The sequence below is a fragment of the uncultured Fibrobacter sp. genome, from assembly GCF_937877005.1.
In the GTDB taxonomy this organism is placed as follows: domain Bacteria; phylum Fibrobacterota; class Fibrobacteria; order Fibrobacterales; family Fibrobacteraceae; genus Fibrobacter.
Genome location: NZ_CALEFV010000004.1, coordinates 21,889 through 34,198 on the forward strand (window position 1 = coordinate 21,889; position 12,310 = coordinate 34,198).

Here is a 12,310-nt window from a genome sequence, read left to right on the forward strand (position 1 = left end):
GTAGAGGTTTTCTAAACCATCAAACGGAGCGAAAATGAATTTAGAAAAAGTGAGCATGTTGTCCCAGAAGATCGAGGGCGTTCTGGGAACTGTCCGTGCCCTTAAGGAAGAAAACGCGAAGCTAAAGCGCGAACTATCCGGAGCGCAGGCGGAACTGCAGGATAGAACCCTGATTCTGGATTCTGCCAAGGCTGAAATCGCGGATTGTAGGGCTGCACTTGATGCTCGCGCCAACCAGACGAATGCCTTGCAGGAATCCTTGAACCAGAGGGAATCCGAGGTGGCGGGACTCAAGGAACAGGTTACCGTTCTCGGTCAGCAGCTGGTCGAAAAGGATGGCTGCATTGAAAGCCTCGAGGCCAAGGTCCGCGAAATTAATGAAAATGCGGATTCGATGACTGGCCAGTTGAACGAGAAGGCGGAACTGCTCAATGCTCTTAATGCGCAGGTTGCCGACAAGGATGCTACGCTTGCGAACCTGATGCAGCAGCTGTCCGAAAAGAACGAGATGATCGAAAACCTGAATGTTCAGCTGCAGGCTCAGAACGAGGAAATTGCCGAGGCTCAGGAAAAGTTTAATCAGCTGGTCGCAACGATCGAAAGTGAACTCGGTACCGACATTTCTCTAAATCAGGAAGCGGGTGCAACGGAAGAACCCGTGGCCGAGTCTGTCGAGGAACCGGCCGAAGAATTGGCCGAGGATCCTGCTGAAAAGTCTGTGGAACTTGAGCAATCCTCCGTCGAAGAAGTTTCCGAGGACATCGCCGAAGAACCTCAGACCGACGAATCCGTTTCTCAGGAAACGGAAGACGACGATATTCCGACTATTGAAGTTCACGGCGCCGATGAAAAGGACAACGACCTGTTCGCGAGCAAGGGGGAGGGCTCGCAGACAAATTTTTTCGGCTGAAAATGCTGATGGACGATGATCCATTCGGCGTAGGATTGAGATAATGGCTAGTATCGAACCTTTAAGATCTGTGAATATATCTGTCGCTCAGGAATCGATTCAGATTCGTACCGACTTACCGGATGCGGAACTGACGGAGATTGTGGACAGCATCAACCAGCGCTTCGAGCGTTCGGCGAAGTTCCAGATGGACAACCGCAAGCGGCTTGCCCTGCTCGCAGTCGAATTGACGTCCGAGATTATGGAGTTGCGAAAGCAACTGGGCCGGGCAAAGATCTATTACGATCAGATGGAAAAGGAAATTCAGAATCTTTCCTTGCTTCTGGACGAAGGAATCGAACGGCTGGATCAGCTTTAGTCTCTCTAAAAAAAGAAAAAAAGTCCGGGCATTGCCCGGACTTTTTTGTAATGAACTTGAACTATTCGCCTTCGACGCAGCGGACATTGTAGGCGCGTTCGGTCGTGCTTCCTCCCTGAAGGTCGTGCACGGTGTCGCCGTCGTAGTTCTTGACGCGCCAGGAGTTGTATTCTCCTTCGGCGATAATCCAGATGTATCCCTGGTCCTCGGCGAGTCCGAAATCTGTAACTTCACCCGAGCTGTTGAGCTTGAATCGGCCGCCAATGGTCCACCATTCGTGGTCCTGTGCTGCGTCTGCCGCGTTTATTTCGCTAACGGTGGGGAGTCTCCAGCCGGTCGGACAGGCGGACATGGCTGCGGAATAGGTGTAGTAGGTTCCGTATGTCTTGCAGTAGTCCGTGCCGTCGAATTCGCAGAAGAACCCCTTCTTGGGCTTGTACTTGAGGTTCGACGTCATCCAGTGGACACCGCCGATACGGATGAGGGAATAGGTGCTGTTGTCACGCTTGTCGATCATCTGGGTTTCGGTCACGGTGGGGTAGACCGGGGCCTCCGAGGACATGTTGATTTCGATGTTTGCGATAGAAGAGGAGGACTTTGGTGCGGAGGAAGAGGATACGTTTGCCCATTTCTCTTCGCATTCCTTGCTCCAGCAGAAGACGCCGCTACTGAAATAGGGGTCTTCGTATTTGCTGGTGGACGAAATGATGACTTGAGTCTTGATGGTGTCGTGAACGACTGTGGAATCGTTGATGACGACCTTTCCCGGTTCTGCACTAGTAGGTTGACCACCTGCGGAACTACCTGGCGCAGGTTTTGCGCTAGATGAGGATTCTATTTCCGCCTTGGGCGTCAAGATTTCGTCAATATCATCGGAAGTGGACGAACAAGCCGAAAAAAAGCAGACCACACCCATTAATCCCAAAACTGTAGTGATCTTTTTCATGCCTGCAAATATAGTTTACATTTTTGCACTTAACTAGCAAAAAGATTTTTACTATGTTTTTGCTCACTATGACGAACGTTGAAATTTTCGATACGACATTTGCTATGACGATCCTCGTGATTCTCGCCTTGGTTGTTCCGACGGCGCTGCTTCTGGCCAACTGGTTCCTGCATCCGGGAAAAATCAAGGGTACCGCCATCAAGGGCACATCCTACGAATGCGGTATTGCTCATGTGTCCGGGACTTCCGGCGAACGTTATCCTGTCAAGTATTACATGGTGGCGATGCTTTTCCTGGTGTTTGACCTCGAAGTCGCTTTCCTCTATCCCTGGACCGTCCAGTTTTTGAAGGGTGGCTGGGACCTGCTGTTCGTGTTGCTTGGCTTCCTGGTCATCCTCGAAGCAGGCTACATCTACCTGATCAAGAAGGGTGTCCTTAACTGGACTCGCATCCAGGACTAGCCCATCAGGTTACAACCTTATTCTATCTCAACTGGCGAACGCGGTCCTATGGGCCGCGTTCGCTTTTTGTCCAGAGTCAATCGTTTCGTTTTCAAAAATATATATTGTGAATAAATTAGGAGTATTCATGAAATTTCTTAAAATTATTCCTTTGTTTGTGGCCATGCTGCTAGTCGCCTGCGATTCGGACAGTACGAGTGCGTCGGGTGATTCGTCGTATGGAACAATGCGGTACGAGCAGCATTATTCTTCTGATGAGGCTTCTGCCGATTGCTATATCTATGAAAAGGGGCGGCTTCTGTCGGCCGTGATGGAACAGCGCTTTGGTTCTGTGGGAGAAGTTGTCGTCGTTTCCCAAATCTACTGGGATGGCTTGGTCAAGGCTCATGAAGAGGTTCATTTTAAGGGACAGGTTTCTCCGGATTCCAAGTCGAACTATTGCTCGCAGGAAAAGGCTGTGTACAGCCAGGGCTTGGGCGGAACGGTCTCCTGTACTGATTCAGAAATTGTTTCGGATGCCGATATGGGGGCTTTGAGTTCTGCTGAATACGACGAAAAACAGGATGGTGTGCTGAATGGACTGAAAGGGTCTTGCGACGATTTTATTGATACCTTCGAGAGCGAAGTCCTTTCTGGATCCGTTTATAGTTATATGTAGGGCGGGGTTCCCGTCTACTGAATGTCGATGAGGCATTGGGTCGCCATGCCGGCGAACATGGTAGCCAGGGCTTCGTTATTGTTAAGCGCGGCAAGCAGGAAAGCCTTGACGGAATATTCCTTTTTGAGAATGTTCATGATGCACTTTCCGAATGATTTCGGCAGTCCCTGCTGGTTCATGAAATCGAGAAGGCTCTTTTCCATTTCGGGAGTGAATTTTTCGGGGGAACATTCGATCATGTATTCGATTCCCCAGGCGAGAGTTTCGTCAGGATAGCCTTCTTCCATGACCATTTTTGTAAAGCGGGGTAGATCGGCGGCCATGTGGTCGTAGGCACAGCTGCATACCTTCGTGGCGAGCTTTTCTCCGTAGAAAGTCTTTGCCTCGGCCGCGCAGGCGGGAACAAAATCTTTCTTGGGCCTATTCTTCAGCATGTTCTTGACGAAATTTTTTGCGTCTTCTTCGCTAATTCCTACGGCTTCGGGGATGCTTCCGGCAGGTCGTGCCGCTGTTTTGGACAGTTCCGCATCGCAGTCGGTTGCAGCTGTCGAAATGAAGGCGACAAAGTCGTCGTGGCTGATGTTTTTGCGCAGGTCTGCATCGAGCTTGAGATATTCGCTTTCGCTATACTGCTGCTGCAATTTGTCGAGGACGCAGTTGCAGACTTCCTGGTTTGCGTTCTTTGAACAGTCCTGCACGAATTCGAACTGTGTGTTGAGAGAATAGGTGAACCCCTTGGCGCTGCTTTTCTTGCCGACGAGCGATGCGGCGCCGCCGGCGTATGCTGCTGCGGATGCAATCAACAGGGAAAATGCGATAGTCTTCAGGTGTTGCATGTGTGGCCTAGTGTTTTTGAGCGAGGTCGGCAAGCGATACGCTGTCTAGGTAGGAACCCACAATTCGGTTGAGCTCGGTCCAGAGAGGGAGCGTCTTGCAGCTGCGGGAATGGTCGCAAGGGGTGGCTCCGTCTTCGAGGCATGCGACGGGGGCGAGGGTTCCTTCGGTGGCGCGAAGAATGTCGCCGACGGCATAATCTTTGGGTGACTTGTTCAGCCTGTATCCACCGGCCTTTCCGCGTACGGCTTCGACAAGGCCGCTTTTAGACAGCAGCGTCATGATTGCTTCCACGTATTTCTGTGAAATTCTCTGTCGAGCGATAATGTCCTTGAGCGGAACGAATGTGTTCCGGTCCTGTTCGGCCAGGTCTATCATTACCCGTAGCGCGTAGCGTCCTCTAGTAGAAACAATCATGTCTAAAATTTAGCATTAAAAATGTTAGGGGCTTTTTTTGCAATGCCTTAAAAGGGCTGCAATGTAGGCTTTGGCGTAGCGCGAGGGCGAAACACCTTTTCGCATCACGTAACCGATGGTCATCTTGTCGCGAACGTCGAGGTGCCTCGCGATAATGTTTCGACCGTTGAGCTTGTGGCTGATGACGCCCGAGCAAATGGTGTAGCCATTCAAACCGATGAGCAGGTTGAAAAGTGTCGCGCGGTCGCGAACCTTGATATTGCGTGGACAGTCGAAATCAATGGCGGTTAGAGGTTCTTCGGCGAAGTAGAACGAATTGAAATCGCCTTGTTCGTAGGTCAGGTACGGGTACGGTTTCAAGTCCTCCAGTGTGATTTTTTCTTTTCGGGCGAGGGGGTTGCGCGACGACATAAACACGTGCAAAGGGGTCGCAAAGAGCGTCACAAAGACCAAATTGTTCTTTTGAATGAGTTTTTTGATGACTTTTTCGTTCTTGTCGCTCAAATAAAGTACGCCAATTTCGCTTTTTAGCTTGGCAATATCGTCGATAATTTCGTTAGTTTGTGTCTCTCGGAGCGTGAAATCGTAGCTCGGACCACCGAATTTTCGGATGACATCGACGAATGCGTTGACGGCAAAAGAGTAATGCTGGCAGCTCACGGAGAAGATGGTGTTGCCGCCTTTGCCACCTTTGTAGCGGTCTTCCATTAGGGTCGCCTGTTCCAAGACTTGCCTTGCGTAAGAGAGGAACTCGTCGCCCTCGTTAGTAATCGTGACGCCTTTATTGGAGCGGTTGAAGATGGTAACGCCCATTTCTTCTTCGAGCTCATGAATGGCTGCCGTAAGGCTCGGTTGCGATATGAATACACGCTTAGATGCTTCGGTGATATTGCGCGTGTCGGCGATGGCGATAGCGTATTTAAGTTGTTGTAAAGTCATAGACCTTTCTTATAGCCAGTTATCGGGTTTGCTTTTGTTTGTACCATAGTTTTAAGCTATGGTGAATGCATAAAAAATAGTATTTTACCGATGGTGAAAAAGGAGATATATTTGGCGGCGTAATCGAAAAACAAACAAAAAAGGTAGGTTAAACACTATGAGCAATAAAAAAACATCTGTAATCGGTTTCCCGCGCATCGGTAAGGCCCGCGAACTCAAGTTTGCAAGCGAAAAGTTTTTCAAGGGCGAAATTTCCGAAGCGGAGCTCCAGAACGTCGCCGCCGAAATCCGTCAGTACGGTTGGGCAAAGCAGAAGGCCGCCGGCATCGACTTTATTCCCTCGAACGATTTCTCGTTCTACGACAACGTTCTCGATACGGCATTCTTGTTCGGCATTGTTCCGGAACGCTACAAGAAACTCGAACTTAGCGATCTCGAAAAGTATTTCGCCGCGGCTCACGGTTACCAAGGCGAAAAGGGCGACGTGAAGGCCCTCCCCATGAAGAAGTGGTTCAACACGAACTATCACTACATTGTTCCGGAAATCGATGACGCTTCTGAATTCAAGGTGAATGATTCTAAGCCGGTGCAGGAATACAACGAAGCGAAGGCTGCTGGAATCCAGACCGTGCCGACTTTGATTGGCGCCTACACGTTCCTCCGCTTGGCCCGCTACAATGGCCAAAAGAAGGCCAAGGATTTTGTTGCCTCTGCAGTCGCTGCTTACGCGAAGGTCTCCGAATTGCTCGCCGCTGCTGGTGCCGAATGGATCAGTTTCGCCGAACCCGCTTTGGTGTTTGACGTGACCGCCGAAGAAAAGGAACTTTTCAAGTCTATTTATGTGGAACTCGTCAAGAAGGTGCGTGCCGCAGGCCTCAAGGTTGCCTTGCAGACTTACTTTGGTGATATCCGCGATGTGTACCAGGATGTGGTTGCCCTCGGTTTCGATGCCATCGGTCTCGATTTTGTGGAAGGCCTCAAATCGCTGGAACTGGTCAAGTCCGGCTTCCCGAAGAACACGCTCCTGCTCGCGGGTATCGTGAACGGCAAGAACATCTGGCGCGCCGATTACTCGCAGAAGAATGCTCTGCTCGCCGAAATCGTGAGTGCTGTCGGTGCCGAAAACGTGGTGGTCGGAACTTCTTGCTCGCTGTTGCATGTGCCGTATACGGTTGCTGCCGAACAGAAACTCCCCGCCGAAACGCTCCGTCACTTTGCCTTCGCCGAGGAAAAGCTTGCGGAACTTGCCGAGATCGCAAGCGGTGATGCTGCCGCTCTCGAAAAGAATAAGGCCTTGTTTGCAACTCCGCGTGTGCAGGCGAACGCCAAGGTGCAGGCAGAACTTGCCGCCCTCACCGCCGCTGATTTCGAACGTACGCCGAGCCGCCTCAAGCGCCGCGAAGTGCAGAAGGCTGAATTCAAGCTGCCCGCATTCCCCACGACTACCATCGGGTCTTTCCCGCAGACGGCCGAAGTTCGCGCCAACCGCGCCGCCTTCCGCAAGGGTGAAATTTCCAAGGAACAGTACGTGAAATTCAACCGCAAGAAGATTGCCGAATGCATCAAGCTGCAAGAAGAAATCGGCCTCGATGTGATTGTGCACGGCGAATTCGAACGCAACGACATGGTGGAATATTTCGGCTCGAAGATTGACGGATTCGTATTTACGCAGAACGCCTGGGTGCAGAGTTACGGCACCCGCTGCGTGAAGCCGCCTGTCGTATGGGGCGACGTGAGCCGCAGTGCTCCGATTACGGTTGAATGGTCTGTATACGCTCAGAGCTGCACCAAGAAACCGGTGAAGGGCATGCTCACGGGTCCGGTGACGATTCTCAACTGGTCATTCCCGCGTGAAGATGTTTCACTGAAGGTGCAGGCTCAGGAAATCGGCTTTGCTATCCGCGACGAAGTCCTTGACCTCGAAAAGAACGGTATTCGCATTATCCAGATTGACGAAGCTGCCCTCCGCGAAAAGCTGCCGCTCCGCAAGAGCGACTGGCACAAGGAATACCTCGACTGGGCCATTCCGGCATTTCGCCTGGTGCATGCGAAGGTCAAGCCCGAAACGCAGATTCACACGCACATGTGCTACAGCGAATTCAACGACATCGTGCGCGATATCGACAACATGGATGCCGACGTGATCACCTTCGAAGCGAGCCGTTCCGACCTCAAGTTGCTTGACGCCTTGAACGAAGCCAAGTTCGAAACGCAGGTGGGGCCGGGCGTGTATGACATTCACTCTCCGCGCGTGCCCTCGGAACAGGAAATCGTGGATGCGCTCCACAAGATCATCGCGAAGGTCCCGCGGCAGAACGTGTGGGTGAACCCCGATTGCGGCCTCAAGACCCGCGGCGAAACCGAAACCACGGCAAGCCTCAAGAACCTCGTGGCAGCCGCGAAGAAACTCCGTAACGAAAAGTAAGTCGCTTTTGCATCTCGACTCGCAAAACACGTCCTCGACGTTATTAAACGCCGGGGGTGTTTTTTAATGAGATGCTTCGCTTTCTACTTGCCAGGTGAAGCCTGCCGCCTCGATGGTGCGGAACGTTTCTTCGAGGCTCTGGCCGCCTTCGGTGAGGTAGCCCGACGCGAATATGGAATCGGCCACCTTGAAAAGCGTCTTTTCGTGTCCCTTGAAATACACCTCTCGGCCGGCGGCACAGCGGATATCCGATTTCGGGAGCATCAGGCGCGCAAGGCAAAGCACCTTGATGCAGTATTCGGGCGTGAGAACTGAAATGTCGCGCTCCGCAAGGCGCGTGCCTTCTACCGGCAGCAAGAAGTTGATGGGCACCGAATCGGGATTGATTTCCAGCAGTTCAAAAAGCATGTCCACCATGTCTTCGGGCGTTTCTCCCATGCCGATGATGCCGCCGGAGCAGATCTCGAAACCGAGACCCTTCAGCATTTTCAGGTTGTCGATTCGCTCCTGGTAAGTGTGCGTCGTGCAGATGCTCGGGTAAAAACGACGGCTGCTGTTCAGGTTGTGGTTGATACGGTTGAGGCCCGCCTCTTTAAGAATCAAAGCCTGCTTTTCGGTAAGGAACCCGATGGAACAACAGATTTGCGTGTCGTTCTTTTTCATCTTGCGGATGCGTTCGGCGAGTTTTTCGATGTCGTCGTCCGCAAAACGGATACCGCTGAGCCCGATGCAGTGCCTCGCCAAATGCATTTCGTCAACGAGGTCGTTGTCACCGTAAAGTTTCTTGTCTTCTACATAGCGGTACTTTTCAATCGGGGCTTTGGAATCGCGGGACTGGGCGCAATAGGCGCAGTTCTGCGTGCAGTTTCCGCTGCGGACATTGGTGAGCAACTGGATGCTTACACGGTTTCCTTTATACTTTGTACGCAACTGGTACGCCTGTTCAATCAAGTTCGGTAAGGAATCCGCGTTCGCGTTCAGAATTTCAAGAGCGGTTTGTCGATTCAAAGACATAATTTATCCTAAATTTTCGGTTTCAAAGGATTTTACACCCTGCTTAAGACGATTCAACCCGTCAAGGCAAATGCTTCTGGGGCAGGCGATGTTCATTCTCAAAAAATGTTCTCCGCCAGAACCATAGGCATCGCCTCCGATAAGGAACAGGCCTGTTTTTCGCCTTAAATAGGCAGCGAAATTCCTTCCCATTTCTTTTAGTGAAGAAATATCTAGCCACACGAGATAGGTGGCGTCGCCCTTCACGGCAGAAATTTCCGGAAGTTCTTCCGCTAAAAAGGCTTCGACGAGTTTCCGGTTTTCAAAAACGTACTCACGCAGGCTATCAAGCCATTTTTCGCCTTGCTCAAAGGCGGCGACGGTAGCCACTGTCGCAAAAGAATTGGGCGCGCTGAACTTGTCTGCGTGCAGCGCATGTCGAACCTTTCTCCGCAAAGCGGGATTCAGCACATACACTGCCGATGTATGGAGCCCGGCCAAGTTGAAAGTCTTTGTCGGGGCGATGCAGGTTATGCTCACCTCGCGGCATGCCTCCGACACGGCGGCAAAAGGCGTATAGCGTGTTCCCGGTCTCGTGATGTCGCAATGGATTTCATCCGCGATAACGGTCACGCTATATTTTTTTGCAAGTTCACCAATTCTTGCCAGGTCCTCAGCGTTCCAGATTTTACTAATCGGATTATGGGGATTGCAAAGAATCATCAAGCATGTTTGCGGGTCTGAGAACTTTTCTTCCAGGTCTACAAAATCAATGGAGTAAGTTCCGTCCTTATACAAAAGGCGATTTTCTGCCACGCGAAGCCCAGCGTCTTCTATGCAGTTGTAGAAGTTGTTGTAAACAGGCGACTGCACCACGACATTTTCCTTTGCTTCCGCCAGATGCTTGAGAATGGCCGAGATAGAATAGACGACTCCCGTAGAGAAAAACAGGTTTTTCTGTTCCATTTTAAGGCCGTGCCGTCTTTCCCACCAGTCAATGTAGGCTTTATACCACGAATCGGGAATGTCCGTATAACCAAAGATGCCAAGTTCCAGGCGATTTCGGAGAGCCTCCAGAATTTCGGGCGCAGTCCGGAAATCCATATCCGCCACCCACATGGGGAGTTCGTTTTCGGCGACTTTCCATTTTATAGAATCGTCATTTCGACGGTCTATGACGGTATCGAAATCATACATAAAAAAGCGTTTAGTGATGATGATGGTGGTCCATCTCTACCGCAGTGGCTGATACCGCAGAGGCTGCCTTGTCGGGGGAATAACCGGCAATGCCCGGATCCACCATGCCGAAAATCATGGCGATATGAGAGAATACGAGGAACGCCGCCAACAGCAGAATGCGGACAAGTGAACGTCGCGCTTCGCTAGCCTTTCGCCACAATACGCGCACGTTGAGCAAAGCAAGCAAAATCATGGGGACGGCGGCAATCACGTAGGAACCGATGGCAACGGCATCGATCCAGGTGCGGAATTCACCGTTAGATGCGAGCGGCACGACGATATTTGGAATAAAGTAAATGGCGATGATAGCAAAGGCGATTCCACCCAATACTCCGCAGACGCGGTTTGTCTTTTTTACTAGGTTACTTCGTTTATCCGCAAAAGGCAAGAGCAATTCCGTAATGGCAACCGTTTCGGCAAGCACTACCGGGATTGCCATAAAGTAGATCAGGTTCCACGGGGAATTTTGCATAAGCAAATCCATATAGTGGGTAGAATACATATTGACCTCTTGGATTTTGGGGTGATACTATAAAATACAAATCGGTTTTTTGCGGCACAATATCTGGCGCTATACTATTTTCTTATACCTGCCGATAGCATAAGGCTATTTTGCGTTTGGCACTTATAAAAAAAAACGATAATACCGCATAAGAATTAAGTATTGGACAATGACAAAAACGGGTTCTATATTTCGGCGCACAAAAAAACAACAAACAAAAAACAATAAACAAGCGAGGTATAAGAATGAATCAGAATTTTGTCAAGTCCGCCGTTGTGGCGAGTCTCCTGATTGCGGGAACTATCGGGTTTAGCGCATGCTCTTCTTCTGACGAACAGAAGAGCGAAACTTCCGTCAAGAAGGTCGAAAAGCAGACGCTCACCAACGTGTCTTACGACCCGACCCGCGAACTCTACGCGAACTACAATGAAGTCTTCAAGAAACACTGGAAAGAAAAGACCGGTGGTGAAGTGGAAATCACGCAATCTCACGGCGGTTCCGGCAAGCAGGCTCTGGAAGTGGCCAACGGTCTCGAAGCCGACGTGGTGACGCTCGCCCTCGAATTCGACGTGAACGCCGTGCGCGACGCGGGCCTCATCGAAGACGGCTGGGTCAAGGAATTCCCGCTGAACAGTTCCCCGTACACATCCACCATCGTGTTCCTGGTCCGCAAGGGCAACCCGAAGAACCTGAAGGACTGGGGTGACCTCGTGAAGCCGGGTGTCGGCATCATCACGCCGAACCCGAAAACTTCCGGTGGCGCACGCTGGAACTACCTCGCCGCCTGGGCATGGGCCGAAAAGCAGTACAACAATGACGAGGCCAAGGTCAAGGACTTCATCAAGAAACTGTTCCAGAACGTGCTCGTGCTCGCTTCCGGTGCACGCGGCTCTACCACGACCTTTATCGAAAACGGCCAGGGCGACGTGCTTCTCGCATGGGAAAACGAAGCCTTCCTCGCTCTCAAGGACTACCCGAACGACTACGAAATCGTAATCCCGAGCATCAGCATTCTGGCTGAACCTTCCGTTGCCATCGTGGACAAGGTGGTCGACAAGCGCGGCACCCGCGAACTTGCCACCGAATACCTGAACTACCTCTACAGCGACGACGGCCAGCACATTGCCGCGAAGAATCATTACCGTCCCTCCAACAAGGCCATTCTCGACCAGTACAAGGAATTCGACCAGAACGTGAACTTGATTTCTATCGAGCACTTCGGCGGTTGGGACAAGGCGCAGGGAACGCACTTCTCCAACGGCGGCATCTTCGACCAGATCTACGAAAAGAAGTAAGCCAGGTTGTCATTCTGGAGCCTCGAAGAGGCGATAGAATCTAGAACCAAATTGTCATAGCGAAAATCCCTGCTCTTCGGAGCGGGGATTTTTTGATGTTATCTCATCACAAACCTAATCCCAAATGCGCCTGATGTTCTTGGCGATCATCTCGTCTGCCATGTCTGTCAGGATATGCGGATTGTCGGCAAGTTGGTCTTCCAGTGCCATGTTCGTATTGACGTTCGACAGGATTGCCTCAACCTTTTTGCGAGCCTGCCGGTTAATCGTTTCTTGCAAGCTGTTCTTTGGAACAAAACCGTAAACGAAATCGCAGTCAAGACCTGCCGCAAT

General features: G+C 51.2%; 13 protein-coding genes and 1 pseudogene. 6 read left to right on the top strand and 8 right to left on the bottom strand.

The features are described from left to right. The first annotated feature begins 34 nt into the window (after nucleotides 1–34). Nucleotides 35–910, top strand: a complete 876-nt coding sequence (locus Q0628_RS00125; protein WP_298767338.1) for a hypothetical protein — start codon at nucleotides 35–37, stop codon at nucleotides 908–910. A 43-nt stretch (nucleotides 911–953) separates the two neighbouring features. After that, entirely contained in the window at nucleotides 954–1,268 is a 315-nt protein-coding gene (locus Q0628_RS00130) for a hypothetical protein (RefSeq protein WP_298767340.1), read from the top strand. Between the two features lie 61 nt (nucleotides 1,269–1,329). Here Q0628_RS00130 and Q0628_RS00135 read toward each other — a convergent pair whose 3' ends face one another. Then, nucleotides 1,330–2,214: an FISUMP domain-containing protein gene (locus Q0628_RS00135; protein ID WP_298767342.1), complete on the bottom strand. Its 885-nt coding sequence runs from the start codon at nucleotides 2,212–2,214 to the stop codon at nucleotides 1,330–1,332. A gap of 68 nt (nucleotides 2,215–2,282) precedes the next feature. On the opposite strand from Q0628_RS00135, the gene Q0628_RS00140 reads away from it, so the two are divergent. Both Q0628_RS00140 and Q0628_RS00145 read left to right on the top strand, forming a co-directional pair. Further along, the gene (locus Q0628_RS00140) at nucleotides 2,283–2,675 is read left to right on the top strand and encodes an NADH-quinone oxidoreductase subunit A (RefSeq protein ID WP_298767344.1); all 393 of its coding nucleotides are present in this window, start codon (nucleotides 2,283–2,285) and stop codon (nucleotides 2,673–2,675) included. A gap of 127 nt (nucleotides 2,676–2,802) precedes the next feature. Then, complete coding sequence (locus tag Q0628_RS00145) at nucleotides 2,803–3,333, top strand: hypothetical protein (protein WP_298767346.1); 531 nt, start codon at nucleotides 2,803–2,805, stop codon at nucleotides 3,331–3,333. A 14-nt stretch (nucleotides 3,334–3,347) separates the two neighbouring features. On the opposite strand, the gene Q0628_RS00150 is transcribed toward Q0628_RS00145, so the two are convergent. The 3 genes from Q0628_RS00150 to Q0628_RS00160 are packed head-to-tail and all read right to left on the bottom strand — an operon-like array spanning nucleotide 3,348 to nucleotide 5,523. Next, nucleotides 3,348–4,169, bottom strand: a complete 822-nt coding sequence (locus Q0628_RS00150) for a hypothetical protein (RefSeq protein ID WP_298767348.1) — start codon at nucleotides 4,167–4,169, stop codon at nucleotides 3,348–3,350. Between the two features lie 7 nt (nucleotides 4,170–4,176). Next, the gene (locus Q0628_RS00155) at nucleotides 4,177–4,584 is read right to left on the bottom strand and encodes an RrF2 family transcriptional regulator (RefSeq protein WP_298767350.1); all 408 of its coding nucleotides are present in this window, start codon (nucleotides 4,582–4,584) and stop codon (nucleotides 4,177–4,179) included. Between the two features lie 24 nt (nucleotides 4,585–4,608). Then, nucleotides 4,609–5,523 carry a LysR family transcriptional regulator gene (locus Q0628_RS00160; RefSeq protein ID WP_298767352.1) on the bottom strand — a complete coding sequence of 305 codons (915 nt, stop codon included), beginning with the start codon at nucleotides 5,521–5,523 and terminating at the stop codon, nucleotides 4,609–4,611. Nucleotides 5,524–5,680: 157 nt separating this feature from the next. Between Q0628_RS00160 and metE the strand changes: the two genes are divergently transcribed. After that, nucleotides 5,681–7,948 (top strand): 5-methyltetrahydropteroyltriglutamate--homocysteine S-methyltransferase, encoded by a 2,268-nt coding sequence (gene metE / locus Q0628_RS00165; RefSeq protein WP_298767355.1) that lies wholly within the window; start codon nucleotides 5,681–5,683, stop codon nucleotides 7,946–7,948. A gap of 63 nt (nucleotides 7,949–8,011) precedes the next feature. On the opposite strand, the gene bioB is transcribed toward metE, so the two are convergent. The 3 genes from bioB to Q0628_RS00180 are packed head-to-tail and all read right to left on the bottom strand — an operon-like array spanning nucleotide 8,012 to nucleotide 10,682. After that, on the bottom strand, nucleotides 8,012–8,962 hold the full coding sequence (bioB, locus tag Q0628_RS00170; RefSeq protein ID WP_298767357.1) for a biotin synthase BioB: 951 nt from the start codon (nucleotides 8,960–8,962) through the stop codon (nucleotides 8,012–8,014). 3 nt (nucleotides 8,963–8,965) lie between these two features. Further along, nucleotides 8,966–10,138, bottom strand: coding sequence for a MalY/PatB family protein (locus Q0628_RS00175; RefSeq protein WP_298767359.1), 1,173 nt, complete (start codon nucleotides 10,136–10,138; stop codon nucleotides 8,966–8,968). Nucleotides 10,139–10,148: 10 nt separating this feature from the next. Beyond that, nucleotides 10,149–10,682: a DUF6803 family protein gene (locus Q0628_RS00180; RefSeq protein WP_366978996.1), complete on the bottom strand. Its 534-nt coding sequence runs from the start codon at nucleotides 10,680–10,682 to the stop codon at nucleotides 10,149–10,151. A 245-nt stretch (nucleotides 10,683–10,927) separates the two neighbouring features. Here Q0628_RS00180 and Q0628_RS00185 point away from each other — a divergent pair, with 245 nt between their 5' ends. Continuing rightward, complete coding sequence (locus Q0628_RS00185) at nucleotides 10,928–11,977, top strand: sulfate ABC transporter substrate-binding protein (protein WP_298767363.1); 1,050 nt, start codon at nucleotides 10,928–10,930, stop codon at nucleotides 11,975–11,977. Nucleotides 11,978–12,091: 114 nt separating this feature from the next. Here the strand turns inward: Q0628_RS00185 and Q0628_RS00190 are convergent. Beyond that, nucleotides 12,092–12,310 (bottom strand): annotated as a pseudogene (locus tag Q0628_RS00190) (DNA-binding protein); the annotation flags it as partial.